17 protein-coding genes are annotated in these 17952 nt (G+C 70.7%); 6 read left to right on the plus strand and 11 right to left on the minus strand.

Annotation, left to right across the window (positions count from 1 at the left end; genetic code table 11):
* The first annotated feature begins 30 nt into the window (after positions 1-30).
* Complete coding sequence (locus tag ACFVSL_RS00455; RefSeq protein ID WP_386937513.1) at positions 31-858, plus strand: purine-nucleoside phosphorylase; 828 nt, start codon at positions 31-33, stop codon at positions 856-858.
* Positions 859-884: 26 nt separating this feature from the next.
* Positions 885-2606 carry a phospho-sugar mutase gene (locus ACFVSL_RS00460; RefSeq protein WP_386937515.1) on the plus strand — a complete coding sequence of 574 codons (1722 nt, stop codon included), beginning with the start codon at positions 885-887 and terminating at the stop codon, positions 2604-2606.
* Between the two features lie 24 nt (positions 2607-2630).
* Here ACFVSL_RS00460 and ACFVSL_RS00465 read toward each other — a convergent pair whose 3' ends face one another.
* From ACFVSL_RS00465 to ACFVSL_RS00515, 11 genes are all read right to left on the minus strand, one after another.
* Positions 2631-2915, minus strand: coding sequence for a PTS sugar transporter subunit IIB (locus tag ACFVSL_RS00465; RefSeq protein ID WP_386937516.1), 285 nt, complete (start codon positions 2913-2915; stop codon positions 2631-2633).
* Positions 2912-3373 carry a PTS sugar transporter subunit IIA gene (locus ACFVSL_RS00470; RefSeq protein WP_386937518.1) on the minus strand — a complete coding sequence of 154 codons (462 nt, stop codon included), beginning with the start codon at positions 3371-3373 and terminating at the stop codon, positions 2912-2914. Before ACFVSL_RS00470 ends, ACFVSL_RS00465 begins: the two co-directional genes overlap by 4 nt.
* A 67-nt stretch (positions 3374-3440) precedes the next feature.
* Positions 3441-4562, minus strand: a complete 1122-nt coding sequence (locus tag ACFVSL_RS00475) for an adenosine deaminase (RefSeq protein WP_386937519.1) — start codon at positions 4560-4562, stop codon at positions 3441-3443.
* Positions 4563-4655: 93 nt separating this feature from the next.
* The gene (locus tag ACFVSL_RS00480; RefSeq protein WP_386937521.1) at positions 4656-5960 is read right to left on the minus strand and encodes a thymidine phosphorylase; all 1305 of its coding nucleotides are present in this window, start codon (positions 5958-5960) and stop codon (positions 4656-4658) included.
* A complete protein-coding gene (locus tag ACFVSL_RS00485; protein WP_386937523.1) occupies positions 5957-6373 on the minus strand; it encodes a cytidine deaminase in 417 nt (138 codons plus the stop codon). Before ACFVSL_RS00485 ends, ACFVSL_RS00480 begins: the two co-directional genes overlap by 4 nt.
* Positions 6374-6432: 59 nt before the next feature.
* The gene (locus ACFVSL_RS00490) at positions 6433-7740 is read right to left on the minus strand and encodes an ABC transporter permease (protein ID WP_386937525.1); all 1308 of its coding nucleotides are present in this window, start codon (positions 7738-7740) and stop codon (positions 6433-6435) included.
* On the minus strand, positions 7737-9104 hold the full coding sequence (locus ACFVSL_RS00495; protein ID WP_386937527.1) for an ABC transporter permease: 1368 nt from the start codon (positions 9102-9104) through the stop codon (positions 7737-7739). The genes ACFVSL_RS00490 and ACFVSL_RS00495 overlap by 4 nt, the downstream gene beginning before the upstream one ends.
* Positions 9101-10618, minus strand: a complete 1518-nt coding sequence (locus ACFVSL_RS00500; RefSeq protein ID WP_386937529.1) for an ABC transporter ATP-binding protein — start codon at positions 10616-10618, stop codon at positions 9101-9103. Before ACFVSL_RS00500 ends, ACFVSL_RS00495 begins: the two co-directional genes overlap by 4 nt.
* A 160-nt stretch (positions 10619-10778) precedes the next feature.
* On the minus strand, positions 10779-11876 hold the full coding sequence (locus ACFVSL_RS00505) for a BMP family protein (protein WP_386937531.1): 1098 nt from the start codon (positions 11874-11876) through the stop codon (positions 10779-10781).
* Between the two features lie 173 nt (positions 11877-12049).
* Positions 12050-13108: a BMP family protein gene (locus ACFVSL_RS00510; protein ID WP_386937533.1), complete on the minus strand. Its 1059-nt coding sequence runs from the start codon at positions 13106-13108 to the stop codon at positions 12050-12052.
* Between the two features lie 22 nt (positions 13109-13130).
* Positions 13131-14249, minus strand: a complete 1119-nt coding sequence (locus ACFVSL_RS00515) for a mannose-1-phosphate guanylyltransferase (RefSeq protein WP_386937535.1) — start codon at positions 14247-14249, stop codon at positions 13131-13133.
* Positions 14250-14421: 172 nt separating this feature from the next.
* Here ACFVSL_RS00515 and sdhC point away from each other — a divergent pair, with 172 nt between their 5' ends.
* The 4 genes from sdhC to ACFVSL_RS00535 are packed head-to-tail and all read left to right on the plus strand — an operon-like array spanning position 14422 to position 17873.
* The gene (gene sdhC / locus ACFVSL_RS00520; RefSeq protein ID WP_022888266.1) at positions 14422-14844 is read left to right on the plus strand and encodes a succinate dehydrogenase, cytochrome b556 subunit; all 423 of its coding nucleotides are present in this window, start codon (positions 14422-14424) and stop codon (positions 14842-14844) included.
* Between the two features lie 13 nt (positions 14845-14857).
* A complete protein-coding gene (locus ACFVSL_RS00525) occupies positions 14858-15289 on the plus strand; it encodes a succinate dehydrogenase hydrophobic membrane anchor subunit (RefSeq protein WP_157422406.1) in 432 nt (143 codons plus the stop codon).
* A gap of 8 nt (positions 15290-15297) precedes the next feature.
* Positions 15298-17109, plus strand: a complete 1812-nt coding sequence (sdhA, locus tag ACFVSL_RS00530) for a succinate dehydrogenase flavoprotein subunit (protein WP_386937537.1) — start codon at positions 15298-15300, stop codon at positions 17107-17109.
* Between the two features lie 2 nt (positions 17110-17111).
* Positions 17112-17873, plus strand: coding sequence for a succinate dehydrogenase iron-sulfur subunit (locus ACFVSL_RS00535; protein ID WP_386937539.1), 762 nt, complete (start codon positions 17112-17114; stop codon positions 17871-17873).
* Positions 17874-17952 lie beyond the last annotated feature (79 nt).

Consider the following 17952-nt stretch of genomic DNA (forward strand, 5'->3'; position numbering starts at 1 on the left):
GAAGCATCCGTCGCGTTCTAGAGTGGTGGGATGCACGATGCGAACCCGCTGGACGACCCCACCGCCGACCCGTTCGAGGTGGCCGCCGCCGCTGCCGCGAAGATCGCCGAGCTCACCGGCGTCCCCCGCCACGACGTCGCGCTGACGCTCGGCAGCGGCTGGGGCCGTGCCGCCGAGCTCATCGGCGAGACGACCCACACCCTCGCCGCGACCGAGGTGCCCGGGTTCTCGAAGCCCGCGCTCGAGGGGCACGTCGGCACCCTGCGCTCGGTGCTGCTGCCCTCGGGCAAGCGCGCGCTCGTGATCGGCGCCCGCACCCACTACTACGAGGGCCACGGCGTGCGCCGGGTCGTGCACTCGGTGCGCACCGCCGCCGCCGCGGGCGCGACGACGATGATCCTCACGAACGGCGCGGGCGGCATCAAGGAGCACTGGAAGCCCGGCACCCCCGTGCTGATCAGCGACCACATCAACCTCACCGCCGACTCGCCGCTCGAGGGCGCGACCTTCATCGACCTCACCGACCTCTACTCGCAGCGGCTGCGCGACCTCGCGCACTCGATCGACCCCGAGCTCGACGAGGGCGTGTACTGCCAGTTCCGCGGCCCGCACTACGAGACCCCGGCCGAGGTGCAGATGGCGAAGGCCATCGGCGGGCACATCGTCGGCATGTCGACCGCGCTCGAGGCGATCGCCGCCCGTCAGGCCGGCATGGAGGTGCTCGGCATGTCGCTCATCACGAACCTCGCGGCCGGCATCCAGCAGACCCCGCTGAGCCACGCCGAGGTCATCGAGGCCGGCCAGGCCGCCGAACCCGTGATCAGCGCACTGCTCGCGAAGATCGTCGCCGCGCTCTGAGCGCGGGCCCGCAGGAAGGACGACGGATGTCGCACGAACCCGATGCCCGCGACGCCGAGCGCATCGCACTCGCCGAGGCCTGGATCGCGCAGGATCCCGACCCCGAGACCCGCGACGAGCTCGCCGCGATCGTCGAGTCCGTCCGGGGCGGCGACGCCGCGGCCGCGGCCGACCTCGCCGACCGCTTCGACTCGCGCCTGGCCTTCGGCACCGCCGGACTCCGCGGCGAGATCGCAGCCGGTCCCAACCGCATGAACCGCGTGCTCGTCTCGCAGGCGGCCGCGGGGCTCGCGGCGTACCTCCTCGAGCACGCCGCACCGGGCACGACCCCCTCGGTCGTGATCGGCTACGACGGCCGCAAGAACTCGGCGGTCTTCGCCCGCGACTCGGCCGAGCTCATGGCCGGGGCGGGCGTCCGCGCCATCCTGCTCCCCCGCCTGCTGCCGACCCCGGTGCTCGCCTTCGCGGTGCGTCACTTCGGCACCTCGGCGGGCGTCATGGTGACCGCCTCGCACAACCCGCCGAACGACAACGGCTACAAGGTCTACCTCGGCGGCGAGCACCACGGTTCGCAGATCGTCGCCCCGGCCGACGCCGAGATCGCGGCGCACATCCTGGATGTCGCGTCGACCACCGCCGTCCCCGCGCTCCCGCGCGGAGACGTCGAGACCGCCGGCGAGGAGGTCGTCGACGAGTACGTGCGCCTCACCGCCGCGAGCGCCGCCCCCGGCACGCCCGCGGCGCAGCCGCGCGTGGTCTACACGGCGATGCACGGCGTCGGCTGGGAGACCGCGGCACGAGTGCTCGAAGCCGCCGGCTTCGACGCCCCCACGCTCGTCGACGCGCAGATCGCGCCCGACGCGGGGTTCCCGACCGTCTCGTTCCCGAACCCCGAGGAGCCCGGGGCGATGGACCTGTCGTTCGAGCGCGCCCGCGCCGTCGATGCCGAGCTCGTCGTCGCGAACGACCCCGACGCCGACCGGCTCGCGGTCGCGATCCCCGACGCCGGCGCCCCCGACGGCACGGGCTATCGACGGCTCACCGGCAACGAGGTCGGCCTCACGCTCGGCTGGCTCGCCGCCCGCCGCGCCGCCGAGGTCTCGGGCGACGCCGGCCCGTCGGGGTCGCTCGCCTGCTCGATCGTCTCCTCGCCCGGCCTCGAGGCCGTCGCCCGCGCCTACGGGCTCGACTTCGAGGCGACCCTCACCGGCTTCAAGTGGATCTCGCGCGCCCCCGGGCTCGTCTTCGGCTTCGAGGAGGCACTCGGCTACCTCGTGAACCCCGAGGTCGTCCGCGACAAGGACGGCATCTCGGCCGCCGCGGCGTTCCTCTCGCTCGCGGCCGAGCTGAAGGCCGAGGGTCGCACGGTGGCCGGCCACCTCGACGAGTTCGTCGAGCGCTTCGGATGCCACGCCTCCGGCCAGGTCTCGATCCGCGTCACCGACCTCTCGCGCATCGGCGCGGTCATGGCGCGCCTGCGCGCCGAACCGCCGGCCTCGGTCGGCGGCATCCGCGTCGAGCGCATCGAGGACCTCGCCGACGGCTTCGGCGCGCTCCCCCCGTCCGACGTGCTACGCATCGTGCTCGAGGGCGGCGCCCGGGTCATGGTGCGCCCGAGCGGCACCGAGCCGAAGCTCAAGGTCTACCTCGACGCCGTCTCGGAGCAGGGCTCGGTCGCCGAGCGACGTGCGGCGGCGACCGCCACGATCGCCGCGCTCGAGGCGGGCATGCGCGAACTCGTCGCCTGAGCGCTCGGCGGCGGAGGGACTGCCTCAGCCGAGCGAGCGCTCGAGCAGCCGCGAGATCTCGTCGACGTCGAAGTAGTTCGTCACCTCGACCACCTCGGCGAAGCTCTGCCCGAGCGCCTGGCGCACCGCGGCGGCCAGTTCGCTCGAGGTGAGGATCACCTGCGCGTCGGCGGCGGCGACGGCGATGCCCGCGAGGTCGCTCGCATCGACGTCGGCGGCGAGGTCGAGGCGCTCGAGGGCGCGCTCGGCGTTCACCTTGAGGATGGCGGAGGTGCCGATGCCGGCACCGCAGACGGCGACGATCTTCATGCCTCTGCCCCGCCGCGATCGATGCCGAGGAGCGTGCGGACCTCGGCCGGGTCGCCCGCCCGGGCGAGGCGGCCGACCGCCCCGGGGTCGTTGAAGACGTTCGCGAGGTTCGCGACCGAGGCGACGTGCTCCTCCGCGTTCGCGACCGCGAGGCCGACGACGACGCGCACCGGGTCGTTGTGCGGGTGCCCGAACGCGACCGGCTCGGCGAGCGTCACGACGGCGAGCCCCTCGCGGCGCACGTCCCGGCCGGGCCGCGCGTGGGCGAGGGCGAGCCCCGGGGCGATGACGACGTACGCGCCGAACTCCTCGATGACCGCGATCATGCGGTCGGCGTAGTCGGAGCTGGTCGCCCCCGAGCGGGTCAGCGCCCGCCCGGCCTCGCGCACGGCGCTGCGCCAGTCGACGGCGTGCGCACCGATGACGACGGCCTCGTCGGGAAGGGGTGGGAGGTTCATTGCGGGTCCGTTCGGGGGCGGCGGCGCGGAGGGCGGAGGCACGTGGCATCCGCCGTCGGCAGCGTCGTCAGGCTTCGTCGAAGCCGTCTTGAATGAGCTCGGCGAGCTCGTCGCGGTCGTCGAGGGGCAGGAACGCCGCCGCCGCCGCGTTGAGCTGGAACGTCTCGAGGTCGTCGAGGTCGTAGCCGAAGGCGTCGCTGAGGAGCGCGAGCTCGCGGGTCAGGCTCGTGCCCGACTGCAGGCGGTTGTCGGTGTTCACCGTCACCCGGAAGCCGAGCTGGTAGAGCAGGTCGAAGGGGTGGTCGACGAGCTCGTCGCCCCACGCGGTGATCGCCCCGGTCTGCAGGTTGGACGACGGGCTCGTCTCGAGGGCGATCTCGCGGTCGCGCACCCACTGGGCGACCGGGCCGAGCGACACGTAGGTGTTCTCGTCGTCCTGGCGCTCGATGAGCAGGTCTTCGGCGATGCGGACGCCGTGGCCGAGGCGGAGCGCACGGCCGTCGAAGAGCGCGCTGCGGATCGACTCGAGGCCGTCGGCCTCGCCCGCGTGCACCGTCACGGGCATGAAGCGGCTCGCGAGGTAGTCGAAGGCGGTGCGGTGACGGCTCGCGGGGAAGCCGGCCTCGGCGCCCGCGATGTCGAAGCCGACCACGCCGCGGTCGCGGTGGCGGACGGCGAGCTCGGCGATCTCGAGCCCGCGGTCGGCGTGCCGCATCGCGGTGATCAGCTGCCCGGTGCGGATGCCGCCGCCCTGGTGCCGCACGTCGTCGGCGCCCTGCTCGAGGCCCTCCTGCACGGCCTCGACCGCCTCGTCGAGCGTGAGCCCGCGCGTCAGGTGCTGCTCGGGCGCCCAGCGGATCTCGCCGTAGATGACGCCGTCGTCGGCGAGGTCGTGCACGAACTCGCGCGCGACGCGCGAGAGGCCGGCACGGGTCTGCATGACCGCCGTCGTGAGGTCGAACGTCTTCAGGTACTCGACGAGCGAACCCGAGTTCGACTGCTCGGTGAACCAGGCGGCGAGGCCGTCGGCGTCGGCCGCCGGGACCTCGAGGCCCTGCTCCTCGGCGAGCTCGATGAGGGTCTGCGGCCGCAGGCCGCCGTCGAGGTGGTCGTGCAGCGAGATCTTGGGCAGGGCCTGGATGCTCGCGCCGTCGCCCTCGAGCCGGTACTCCGTCGGAATCGTGTTCACGTGACAACGATAGCGGCGCGACTGCCGCGAAGTCTCGGCATTCTCGAAGCCGGGCGCGTCCTGCGGCCCCCGATCACGCGACCGCCGACGTCGTCAGCGGCCGATGCGGTCGGCGATGAGCGGCCCGCCGTCCTCGATCGCGTCGCCCTCGTCGCCGATGCGCCAGGCGCCGGCGACCGCCCCGAGTGCGCGCTCGAAACGGGCGGGCTCGTCGGCGTGCAGCGTGAACAGGGGCTGGCCCGCGCGCACGGCGTCGCCGGGCTTCGCGTGCAGCTCGATGCCCGCGGCGTGGTGCACCGGGTCCTCCTTGCGGGCGCGGCCCGCACCGAGCCGCCAGGCGGCGATGCCGAACGGCAGCGCCTCCTGCGCGACGAGCACGCCGTCGCGGTCGGCGGTGACGACGTGCTGCTCCTTCGCGACCGGCAGCGGCGCGTCGGGGTCGCCGCCCTGGGCGACGATCGAGCGGCGCCAGGTGTCCATCGCGCGGCCGTCGTCGAGTGCGGCCTCGACGTCGACGTCGGGCTGCCCGGCCAGGGCGAGCATCTCCCGGGCGAGCTCGACCGTGAGCTCGCGCACGTCGGCGGGCCCGCCGCCGGCGAGCACCTCGACCGACTCGCGCACCTCGTTGGCGTTGCCGATCGTGAGGCCGAGCGGCACGTTCATGTTCGTGATGAGGGCGCTCGTCGCCACCCCGGCGTCCTCACCCAGCTCGACCATGGTGCGGGCGAGCTCGCGCGAGCGCTCGATGTCCTGGAGGAATGCGCCCGAGCCGAACTTCACGTCGAGCACGAGCGCGCCGGTGCCCTCGGCGATCTTCTTCGACATGATCGACGACGCGATGAGCGGGATCGCCTCGACCGTGCCGGTGATGTCGCGCAGGGCGTAGAGCTTCTTGTCGGCCGGGGCGAGACCGGCGCCGGCCGCGCAGATCACGCCGCCGACGTCGCGCAGCTGCGCGAACATCTCGTCGTTCGTGAGGTCGGCGCGCCAGCCCGGGATCGACTCGAGCTTGTCGAGTGTGCCGCCCGTGTGGCCGAGCCCGCGGCCCGAGAGCTGCGGCACGGCGACGCCGAAGGTCGCGACGAGCGGCATGAGGGGCAGCGTGATCTTGTCGCCGACGCCGCCGGTCGAGTGCTTGTCGCTCGTCGGCTTGCCGAGGCCCGAGAAGTCCATGCGCTCGCCCGAGGCGATCATGGCCATCGTCAGGTCGCGGATCTCGCGGCGCGTCATGCCGTTGAGGAAGATCGCCATGGTCATCGCCGACATCTGCTCGTCGGCGACGTAGCCGCGGGTGTAGGCGTCGACGAGCCAGGCGATCTCGTCGCTCGTCAGCTCGCGCCGGTCGCGCTTCGCGCGGATGAGGTCGACGGCGTCGAAGGGCTCGATGGCGGTGGTCATGCTTCTCCTCGGAATTCTGCGAGCTGGCGCGGGCCGAACGCGTCGGGCAGCACCTCGTCGATGGTCTTCAGGCCCGACACGGTGTCGAGCACCATGCCCTCGGCCGAGTGCTCGTACAGCAGCTGGCGGCAGCGGCCGCACGGCATCAGCGTCGCGCCGTGGCCGTCGACGCAGGTGAACGCGACGAGCTTGCCGCCGCCCGACATGACGAGCGCCGACACGAGCGAGCACTCGGCGCAGAGCGTGACGCCGTAGGAGGCGTTCTCGACGTTGCAGCCGCTCACGACGCGGCCGTCGTCGACGATCGCGGCCGCGCCCACGGGGAACTCGGAGTACGGCACGTAGGCCTTCGCCATCGCCTCGCGGGCGCGCTCGCGCAGCCCCTGCCAGTCGATCGCATCCGTCTCGGTCATGTTGCTCCCCCGTTGCAGATGAGGTGATGGATGCCACGGGGCGGCCCCGTGGCATCCGGTCAGGATTTGATGTAGGGCTTGCCCGCCGCGGCCGGGCCGCGCACCTTGCCGACGAACCCGGCCACTGCGAGGATCGTGATGAGGTACGGCAGCATCAGCATGAACTCGCTCGGCACGGGCGAACCGATGATCGACAGCGTCACCTGCAGGCTCGTCGCGAAGCCGAACAGCAGCGCCGCGAGCGTGGCCTTGATCGGGTCCCACTGGCCGAAGATCACGGCGGCGAGGGCGATGAAGCCCGCGCCCGCGGTCATCTCCTTGCTGAAGGCGATGCCCGAGCCGATGGTGAAGAACGCGCCGCCGAGTCCGGCGATCGCGCCGGCGAGCGAGACATTCCAGAAGCGGGTGCCCGTGACGTTGATGCCGACCGTGTCGGCGGCCTGCGGGTGCTCGCCCACCGAGCGGAGGCGGAGGCCCCAGCGGGTGTGGAACAGGCCGACGTAGACGACCGCGACGGCGATGTACATGAGGTACACGAGGATCGTCTGGCGGAAGAACATCGGACCGATCAGCGGGATCTCGCTGAGGACGGGGATCGGCAGGCGCTCGAGGCGCGGCGGCGAGTTGAGCACGGCCGCGTTCGGCGCGAGCACCTGCGAGAACATGAAGCTCGTGAGCCCGAGCACGAGCACGTTCAGCACGACGCCGACGATGACCTGGTCGACGAAGTACTTGATCGAGAACGCCGCGAGCACGAACGCGACGAGCACGCCGGAGATCGCGGCCGCGATCATGCCGAGCGCGGGACCCATGACGGCGTTGCCGACCGCGGACGCGACGACCGCCGACGTGAAGGCGCCCGCGAGCAGCTGACCCTCGATCGCGATGTTGACGACGCCGACGCGCTCGGAGATGACGCCGCAGAGCGAACCGAAGATGAGCGGAACCGAGAGGCTCAGCGCGCTCGCGAGGAGCCCGGGCAGCGGGATGACCGGGGTGCGCGAGCCTGCGGCCGCCCACGTGAGGAAGCCGAGGAGGAAGATCACGGCGAACAGCGCGACGAGCCAGATGCCGACCTTGCGCTTCGCCCGCACGAGGAGGGCGGAGACGACGGTGATCGCCGCCATGAGCACGACGCAGATCCACGAGGTGACCTCGCTCGAGAGCGTGACGTCGGGCAGCTGGAGGACGTCGTTGCCCTGCGAGAGCCGGAACGTCGCCTCGCCGTGGCTTCCGGCGGCGGCGAAGAGCACGGCGGCGAGCACGGTGAAGATCGCGAACGCGATCGGCGCCTTCCAGCTGACGACGACCGTCTTGTCGAGCGCGTCGGTCACGGGCGCGGCGGGGGTGGTGGTCACGGTGCTCACTTCGCCTCCATCTCCTTCGTCACGATGGGTCTCTGCCGCTTCGGAGTCGATCCGGGAGCGGGCAGTCGGAAGATCGCGCGCACGAGCGGCGGGGCCGCGATGAAGAGCACGATGAGCGACTGCACGACGAGCACGATGTCGATCGGCACGCCCTCCGCGGCCTGCATCGAGAAGCCGCCCGCTTTGAACGCACCGAACAGGATGCCGGCCGCGAGGATGCCCCACGGCGTCGAGCGGCCGAGGAGCGCGACGGTGATCGCGTCGAAGCCGATGCCGGCGTCGATGCCGCTCGAGAAGCCGGTGGTCACGGTGCCGAGCACCTGGCTGACTCCGGCGAGACCGACGAGCGCACCCGAGATGAGCATCGCGTAGACGTACATCGACTTCACGTTGATGCCGGCGACGCGGGCCGCATTCGGGTTCTCGCCGACGGCGCGGAACTTGAATCCGAGGCTCGAGCGGTTGAGGATCCACCACACGAGCACGGTCGCGCCGATCGCGAGGATGAAGCCGAAGTGCAGGTTGAACTGCGGCCCCAGGAGCTCGGGGAGGATCGCCGTGTCCTTCATGGCCGGGGTCTTCGGGTTGTTCGAACCGGGCGCCTGCAGCAGGCCGGGCGTCCGCAGCATCCACTGCACGAGGTAGAGCGCGACGTAGTTGAGCATGATCGTCACGATCACCTCGTGCGCGCCCGTGCGCGCCTTCAGGAGGCCGGCGATGCCGGCCCAGAGTGCCGCGCCGATCATGCCCGCGAGCACCGCCACGATCATGTGGAGGCCCCACGGCAGGTCGAAGCCGAAGCCGACCCAGCCGGCCGCCGATGCCGCGATGAGCATCTGGCCGCGGCCGCCGATGTTGAACATGCCGACGCGGAAGGTGAGCCCGACGCCGAGGCCGGCCGCGATGAGCGGGGTCGCGAAGGTGAGGGTCTCGGTGAGCGGCCGGATGCCCGAGATGAAGTCGGGTCGGCGGAAGTTGTAGATCGAGCCCTGGAAGAAGGCGACGTACGCGCCGGACACGGACTCCCAGACGGCGGCGAAGGTGTCGCCGGGGCGGGCGAAGAAGTAGACCGAGGCCTCTTGCACCCGCTCGTCGGTGAACGCGATCATGACCGCACCCACGACGAGCGCGAGCACGATCGCCAGCACCGAGATGATGGCGTTGCCGGTCACGATCTCGCGGAACGCGGTCGCCCATCGCGACGGGGGCTCGACGTCGGCCGGTGCGGGCTTCGCGGGCGGCGGCGCGGTGTCGGTCGCGGTCGCCTTCGGTGCGGAGGCCGCTGCGGGCTCGGCGCCCTGCACGGTCGACTCGACGGGCTCCGCACCCGGCTCGGGCTGGGCGGGCGGCTGGGGGTCGCTCATGCGGCGGCTCCTTCTGCGGGGACCTCGCCGGCCATCATCAGGCCGAGGACGTCGCGGGGGGTGTCGCCGGGCACGATGCCGACGATGCGGCCCCGGTACATGACCATGATCCGGTCGGCGAGTGCGGTGACCTCGTCGAGCTCGGTCGAGACGACGACGACGGGGACGCCCGCGTCGCGCGCCGCCACGATGCGCTTGTGGATGAACTCGATGGAGCCGACGTCGACGCCGCGCGTCGGCTGCGCCGCGACCAGGAGGCGGAGCTCGCGGCTGAGCTCGCGGGCGAGCACGACCTTCTGCTGGTTGCCGCCCGAGAGCCGGCCGACCTTCGTGTCGATGCCAGGGGTGCGGACGTCGAACTCCGCGACCTTCTCGGTCGCGAACTGCTCGAGCACGCCGCGCTGCACGTTGGCCGCCTTCACGAAGGGGGCGCCGTTCGAACGGTCGAGCATGAGGTTCTCGGCGATCGAGAACTCGCCGACGAGGCCGTCCTCGTTGCGGTCCTCGGGGACGAAGCCGACGCCCGAGTCGAGGATCTTGCGGACGCTCGCGCCCGAGAGCACCTCGCCGTCGAGCGAGATCGAGCCCTGGACGCGCGGCTGCAGGCCGACGAGCGCCTCGGTGAGCTCGGTCTGCCCGTTGCCCTGGACACCGGCGACGGCGAGGATCTCACCGCGCCGGACCTCGAAGCTGACGTCGTTCACGACCAGCTGGCCGATGTGGTCGATGACCGAGAGGCCCTCGACGACGAGCGCGGGCTCGCCGAGCTTCGGCGGGTCCTTCTGGACGGTGAGCTCGACGGCGCGACCCACCATGAGCGAGGCGAGCTCGACGTTCGAGGCGGTGGGCGAGGCCTCGCCGACCACCTTGCCGAGGCGGACGACCGTGATGCGGTCGGCGACCTCGCGGACCTCGCGGAGCTTGTGGGTGATGAACACGATCGCGGTGCCCGACTCGCGGAGCTGGCGCATGATCGCCATCAGCTCGTCGGTCTCCTGCGGCGTGAGCACGGCGGTCGGCTCGTCGAAGACGAGGACCTTCGCGTCGCGCGAGAGCGCCTTGATGATCTCGACGCGCTGCTGCACGCCGACCGGAAGGTCGTCGACGAGGGCGTCGGGGTCGACGTCGAACCCGAACCGGTCGGAGATCTCGCGCACCTTCGCGCGGGCCGACTGCAGGTCGAGGAACCCGCCGCCCTTGGTCGACTCGTGGCCGAGCATGACGTTCTCGGCGACCGTGAAGACGGGGATGAGCATGAAGTGCTGGTGCACCATGCCGATACCGGCCTTCATCGCGTCGCCCGGGCCGGCGAAGTGCTGGACGACGTCGTCGAGGAGGATCTCGCCCTCATCGGCCTGGTAGAGGCCGTAGAGCACGTTCATGAGCGTCGACTTGCCTGCACCGTTCTCGCCGAGGAGGCAATGGATCTCTCCGGCCTCCACGGTGAGGTCGATGTGGTCGTTGGCGACCAAGCTGCCGAATCGCTTCGTGATGCCGCGAAGTTCGAGCTTCATGACCCCGATCCTAGTGATCTGTCCGCATCCGTTGGAGATGCTGCGCGAATGTTGAGGTGCATCGGAGCGTGCTGCTCAGATGCTGCCGAACCTGCTCGGCTGGAAACGAGCCGGGGAGGCCGGCAATGCCGACCTCCCCGACTTCGTGATTGCGGACCGCTTATCCGGCGAGGTAGGACTCGACGGTGATGTCGCCCGCGATGATGGCTTCCTGCAGCTCGGTGACCTTGTCGGCGAGCTCGGCCGGGACCTTGCTCTCCCAGTCGTGGAACGGCGCCAGGCCGACGCCCTCGTTCTCGAGCGTGCCGACGAACGGGGTCGGGTCGAACTCGCCGTTGCCCGCCTCGATGATCGCGTCGTAGACGCCGACGTCGATGCCCTTGCGGATCGAGGTGAGGAGGAGGTCGCCGACGGTCGGGTCGGTCTCGTACACGTCGGCGTCGACGCCGATCAGGGCGATCTCACGGCCCGAGTCGCGGATCGCCGCGGCTCCGGGCTGGTAGATCGGGCCGCCGACGGGCAGGAGCACGTCGACGTTCTGGTCGATGAGGCCCTGCGCGGCCTGCTTGGCCTTGTCATCGGGGGCGAAGCCGCCGGTGAACGAGCCGTCCTGCTTGGCGCGGTCCCAGCCGAGGACCTTGACGGCGGTGCCGTTCTCCTCGTTGTAGTGGTCGACGCCCTGGGCGAAGCCGTCCATGAAGATCGAGACGGTCGGGATGTTGAGGCCGCCGTAGGTGCCGACGACGCCCGTCTTGCTCATGCCCGCGGCGAGGTAGCCGGCGAGGTACGCCGCCTGCGCGGTGTCGAAGATGATGGGCTTGATGTTCTCGGCGTCGGTGGTGCCGTCGAAGTCGGTGTCGACGGTGTCGTCGATCGAGATGTACTCGAGGTCGGCGTTGGCCTGGGCGGACTCGAGCGCGGCCGGGGCGAGCAGGAAGCCGACCGTGACGATCGTGTTGCAGCCCTGGTCGACGAGCCCCTGCAGGTTCGACGCGTAGTCGGTCTCAGCGGCCGACTCGACCTCGGTGTAGTCGACGCCGAGCTCGTCGGCGGCCTTCACGAGGCCCTCGAAACCGAGCTGGTTGAACGACTTGTCGTCGAAGCCGCCCTCGTCGGAGACCATGCAGGGCAGGTAGTCGAGCGCTTCGCCGCCCGACTCGTTCGACTCTTCGGGAGCCGAGGCGCATCCGGCGAGCAGCGCGGCTGCACCGAACATCGCGAGGCCGCCGAGAGCGGCCTTCTTGGTCGTGACCTTCACAGTGTCCTCCAAAGACTGCGCCCCGACCTTCGCGAGGCTCGTGCAGAAACGTTACCCAATGTTGCGCGGGACGCCATCGACCCGATCGCGATCGGCGTCAATGGTTATCTAGACGCAATCTTCTGCTCATATGAGCAGCACTCGGCATCCCCCGAACGGGGTCGATCCCGCACCTACGGCGCGCTCGGCGACTCGACGACCAGCTCGCCCGCGATGATCGCCTGCCGCAGTTCCTCGATCTCGGCGTCGAGCTCGGGCGAGACGAGCGCCTCGAGCTCGTGGTAGGGCGCGATCTCGACGCCCCCGTTCTCGAGCGTGCCGACGAACGGCTCGTTCGTGAACTCGCCGGACTCGACGTCGCCGACGATGTCGACCATCGCGTCCTGCGTGCGCTTCAGCACGCTCGTGAGCACGATCGGACGGAACTCGCTCGGCAGCGTCTCGTACCCGTCGCTGTCGACCCAGATCACGGAGACCCCCCGGTCGACGGCGGCGGCCGCGGCACCCTCGCCCACCTGGCCCGCGACCGGCAGGATCACGTCGGCGCCCTGGTCGATGAAGCCCTCGGTCATGACCTTGCCCTTGTTGACGTCCTCGAAGTCGCCCGTGAACGAGCCGTCCTGCTTGGCCTTGTCCCAGCCGAGCGCGCGCACCTGGGTGCCGTGCACCTCGTTGTACTTCGCGACGCCGTCGACGAAGCCGTCCATGAACAGGGTGACGGGCGGCTGGTTGCCGCCGCCGAAGGTCGCGACGACCCCGGTCTTCGAGACGCCGGCCGCGAGGTATCCGGCGAGGAACGACGCCTGGGCCGTGTCGAACACGACGGGCTTCACGTTGTCGGCCTCGACGGTCTCGTCGACGATCGCGAACGCGACGTCGGGGTTCGCCCCGGCCTCCTCGAGCGTCGACTCCGCGAGCTCCCAGCCGACCGTCACGACGAGCCCGCAGCCCGAGCCGACCGCCTGCGCCACGTTCGGGGCGAGGTCGGTCTCGCCCGTCGAGACGAGCGCCTCGGCCTCGATGCCGTACTCCTCCTCGGCCTGCTGCAGGCCCTCCCACGTCGACTGGTTGAACGAGCGGTCCTCGAGGCCGCCCGAGTTCGTGACCATGCGCACGCAGCCCTCGCCGGAGTCCGCGGGGTCGCCGCCCTCGGGCGCCGAGGCGCACGAGGCGAGCGCGAGGGATGCCGCGGCCACCGCGGCGACGAGGAGACTGCGCGTTGCCCGGGACATCCGTGTACCTGCCTTCTCGTGCCTAGAGCACGTCGCTCGAGCCGCCGAGCCGGAGGGCGTCGACGACCGCCTTCACCCGCTGCGCGTGCTCGCTCGTGGTGACGAGCAGCGCGTCGGGAGTGTCGACCACGACGATATCGTGGACGCCGATCAGGCTGATGACCCGCTTCGACCGGCTCACCACGATGCCGCTCGACGCGTCGGCGAGCACCCGGGCGTGCTCGCCGAGGATGGCGAGCTCGCCGGACCGCCCTGCGGTGTTGAGCTTCGCGAGCGAGGCGAAGTCGCCGACGTCGTCCCACTGGAAGTGGCCGCGGATCACGGCGAGCCGCCCCGCGGCCGCCGCGGGCTCGGCGACCGAGTAGTCGATCGCGATCTTCTCGAGGCGCGGCCACACCCGGTCGACGGCCGGGCCGCGGGTGGTCGGATCGTCCCACGCCTCGGCGAGCTCGACCAGTCCGGCGTGCAGCTCGGGCTTGTTGCGCGCGATCTCGGCGAGCAGCTGGTCGGCGCGGGCGATGAACATGCCCGCGTTCCAGAGATGGCGGCCGCCGGCGAGGTACCGCTTCGCGGTGGCGAGGTCGGGCTTCTCGACGAAGCTCGAGACGAGCTCGCTGTGCGCGGCGCCCGGCACGTCGAGGGGCTCGCCGCACTCGATGTACCCGAAGCCGACGGCCGGCTCGGTCGGGGTGATGCCGATCGTGGCGATGTAGCCGGCGCGCGCCGCCGCGACCGCCTCGGCGACGGCGCCCTGGAACAGCGCGTCGCCCGAGATGACGTGGTCGGCCGCGAAGGAGCCGATCACGACGCCGGGCTCGCGGCGCTCGAGGATGGCGGCGGCGAGGCCGATCGCGGCGGTCGAGTCGCGCGGCTCGGACTCGAGCACGATGTTCGCGTCGGCGAGGCCCGGCAGCTGGAGCTCGACGGCGGAGCGGTGGGCGCGGCCGGTGACCACCATGATGCGCTGCTCGCCGGACAGCGGCGCGAGCCGGTCCCAGGTGTCCTTCAGGAGGGTCTGGCCCGAGCCGGTGAGGTCGTGCAGGAACTTCGGCGCGTCGGCGCGCGAGAGCGGCCAGAGACGCGAACCCACGCCACCGGCGGGAATGATGCTGTAGAAGCCATCGAGGGCTGCGGAGGTCATCCGCTCAGGATAGCGGCGCACCCAGTGGCCCGCCCGGATTCGCCGTCGCGGCGAGCGGATAAGGCAGACCTCACCTGCACGTCGAGCGGGCCGGGTCTAGACTCGGAGCGGGCCGTCGCGCCCGTGCGCCCGCATGTCCGGGCCGGAAACACACAGCCAGGGAGGGTTGTTCATGCCAGAGACCTCGGCAGGAACCCTGACCACACCCGAGAAGCCGGCGAAGCAGAAGCCGGGCGGCACGCTCTATCGCGGCCACGAGGGTATGTGGTCATGGGTGCTGCACCGCATCACGGGTGTCGCGATTTTCTTCTTCCTCCTCGTGCACATCCTCGACACGGCACTCGTGCGGGTGAGCCCTGAGGCCTACAACGCGGTCATCGGCGCGTACCAGACGCCGATCATGGGCCTCGGCGAGGTCGCCCTCGTGGGCGCGATCGTGTTCCACGCCTTCAACGGGCTGCGCATCATCCTCGTGGACTTCTGGGCCTGGGCCACGCGCCACCAGAAGGTGCTCTTCTGGGTCGTCATCGCCCTCTGGGTCGTCACGATGCTCGCGTTCACCCCGCGTCACCTCATCAACGTCTTCAGCCACTAGGGGCCCAGCGACAATGACTGCGATCGAATTCCCCGGCGAACCCCGCCGGCGCGGCTCCAACCTCGAGAAGTGGGGCTGGATCTACATGCGCGCCTCCGGCGTCGTGCTCCTCGTGCTGATCTTCGGCCACCTCTTCATGAACCTCATGGTCGGCGACGGCATCCAGGCCATCGACTTCGGCTTCGTGGGCGGCAAGTGGGCCGACCCGTTCTGGCAGTGGTGGGACGTCCTGATGCTCTGGCTCGCCCTCATCCACGGCGCCAACGGCATGCGCACGCTCGTGAACGACTACACGAACCCCGGCACCGTGCAGAAGGTCCTCAAGGGCGCCCTCTTCGCGGCCGCGGCCGTGCTGATCATCCTCGGCACCCTCGTCGTCTTCACCTTCGAGCCGTGCCCCGCCGGTGCACCGGCCGACCTGCTCCCCTCGTTCTGCGCCGCATAGGAGATTCGTTGAACACCCAGACCTCCGACGCCGAGACCACGGTCATCGACGGCGTCCACTACCACCAGTTCGACATCGTCATCGTGGGCGCCGGCGGCGCCGGCATGCGCGCGGCGATCGAGGCCGGCCCGGGCGCCAAGACCGCGGTCATCTCGAAGCTCTACCCCACCCGCTCGCACACGGGCGCGGCGCAGGGCGGCATGGCCGCTGCGCTCGCGAACGTCGAGGAGGACTCGTGGGAGTGGCACACCTTCGACACCGTCAAGGGCGGCGACTACCTCGTCGACCAGGACGCGGCCGAGATCCTCGCGAAGGAGGCCATCGACGCGGTCATCGACCTCGAGAACATGGGCCTGCCGTTCAACCGCACGCCCGAGGGCAAGATCGACCAGCGCCGCTTCGGCGGGCACACGCGCGACCACGGCAAGGCGCCCGTCCGGCGCGCCTGCTACGCCGCCGACCGCACGGGCCACATGATCCTCCAGACGCTTTTCCAGAACTGCGTCAAGCTCGGCATCAACTTCTTCAACGAGTACTACGTGCTCGACCTCGTGATGACCGAGGTCGACGGCGTCGAGCAGCCCTCGGGCGTCGTCGCGTACGACCTCGCGACCGGCGAGCTGCACGTCTTCCAGGCGAAGGCCGTGATCTTCGCGACGGGCGGCTTCGGCAAGATCTACAAGACCACGTCGAACGCGCACACCCTCACGGGCGACGGCGTCGGCATCATCTGGCGCAAGGGTCTTCCGCTGGAGGACATGGAGTTCTTCCAGTTCCACCCGACCGGCCTCGCAGGGCTCGGCATCCTCCTCACCGAGGGCGCGCGCGGTGAGGGCGCGATCCTCCGCAACGCCTCGGGCGAGCGGTTCATGGAGCGCTACGCGCCCACCATCAAGGACCTGGCGCCGCGCGACATCGTCGCGCGCTGCATGGTGCAGGAGGTGGCCGAGGGCCGCGGCGCCGGCCCCCACAAGGACTACGTCCTCCTCGACTGCACCCACCTGGGCGCCGAGGTGCTCGAGACCAAGCTCCCCGACATCACCGAGTTCGCGCGCACCTACCTCGGCGTCGACCCGGTGTACGAGCCGGTGCCCGTCATGCCGACCGCGCACTACGCGATGGGCGGCATCCCGACGAACGTCGCCGCCGAGGTCCTCCGCGACAACACGACCGTCGTGCCCGGCCTCTACGCCGCCGGCGAGTGCGCCTGCGTCTCGGTGCACGGCTCGAACCGCCTCGGCACCAACTCGCTGCTCGACATCAACGTGTTCGGCAAGCGCGCCGGCCGCAACGCCGTCGAGTACGTGAACTCGGGCGTCGACTTCACGCCGCTGCCCGACGACCCGGCCCGCGGCATCCGCGAGCTGCTCGCGCAGCTGCGCGACTCGAACGGCACCGAGCGCATCGCCGCGATCCGCAAGGAGCTCCAGGACGAGATGGACAAGGGCGCGCAGGTGTTCCGCACCGACGAGTCGCTCGCCCACGTCACGAGCGTCATCGCGGGCCTCCGCGAGCGGTACAAGAACATCGCCGTGCAAGACAAGGGGAAGCGGTTCAACACCGACCTCCTCGAGGCCGTCGAGCTCGGCTTCCTCCTCGACCTCGCCGAGGTCGTCGTCTTCTCGGCACGCAACCGCAAGGAGAGCCGCGGCGGGCACATGCGCGACGACTTCCCGAATCGCGACGACGAGAACTTCATGCAGCACACCATGGCGTACCTGTCGGGCGACGCGCACTCCGCCGACGCGGCCGACCACATCCGGCTCGACTGGAAGCCGGTCACCGTCACGCGCTACCAGCCGATGGAAAGGAAGTACTGACCGTGAGCACCGCCACGCTCGAACAGCCGCCCGCCGCTGAGGCGCCCGTCCAGTCGTTCACCGTCACGTTCCTGATCCGTCGCTTCGACCCCGACGTCGACACCGAGCCGCGCTGGCAGGACTTCGACGTCGAGATGTACGCGACCGACCGCGTGCTCGACGCGCTGCACAAGATCAAGTGGGAGCAGGACGGCTCGCTGACGTTCCGCCGCTCGTGCGCCCACGGCATCTGCGGCTCGGACGCGATGCGCATCAACGGCCGCAACCGGCTCGCGTGCAAGACCCTCATCAAGGATCTCGACATCTCGAAGCCGATCTACGTCGAGGCGATCAAGGGTCTCCCCCTCGAGAAGGACCTCATCGTCGACATGGAGCCGTTCTTCGCGAGCTACCGCGAGGTGCAGCCGTTCCTGGTCGCGAACTCGACCCCCGAGCCCGGCAAGGAGCGCGTGCAGTCGGTCGCGAACCGCGCGATCTTCGACGACACCACGAAGTGCATCCTCTGCGCCGCGTGCACCTCGTCGTGCCCCGTCTTCTGGACCGACGGCCAGTACTTCGGCCCGGCCGCGATCGTGAACGCGCACCGCTTCATCTTCGACTCGCGCGACGACAACGCGCAGACGCGTCTCGACATCCTCAACGACAAGGAGGGCGTGTGGCGTTGCCGCACGACCTTCAACTGCACCGAGGCGTGCCCCCGCGGCATCGAGGTCACCAAGGCGATCGCCGAGGTCAAGCAGGCGATCATGCGCGGCAAGCCGTAAGCGACGAACCACCCGGACGGGGCCGGTGCCTGACGGCACCGGCCCCGTCTGCGTTCCCGGAGCGCGACGTGCGCCCGCA

Source organism: Agromyces sp. NPDC058064, from assembly GCF_042885275.1.
Classification (GTDB): domain Bacteria; phylum Actinomycetota; class Actinomycetes; order Actinomycetales; family Microbacteriaceae; genus Agromyces.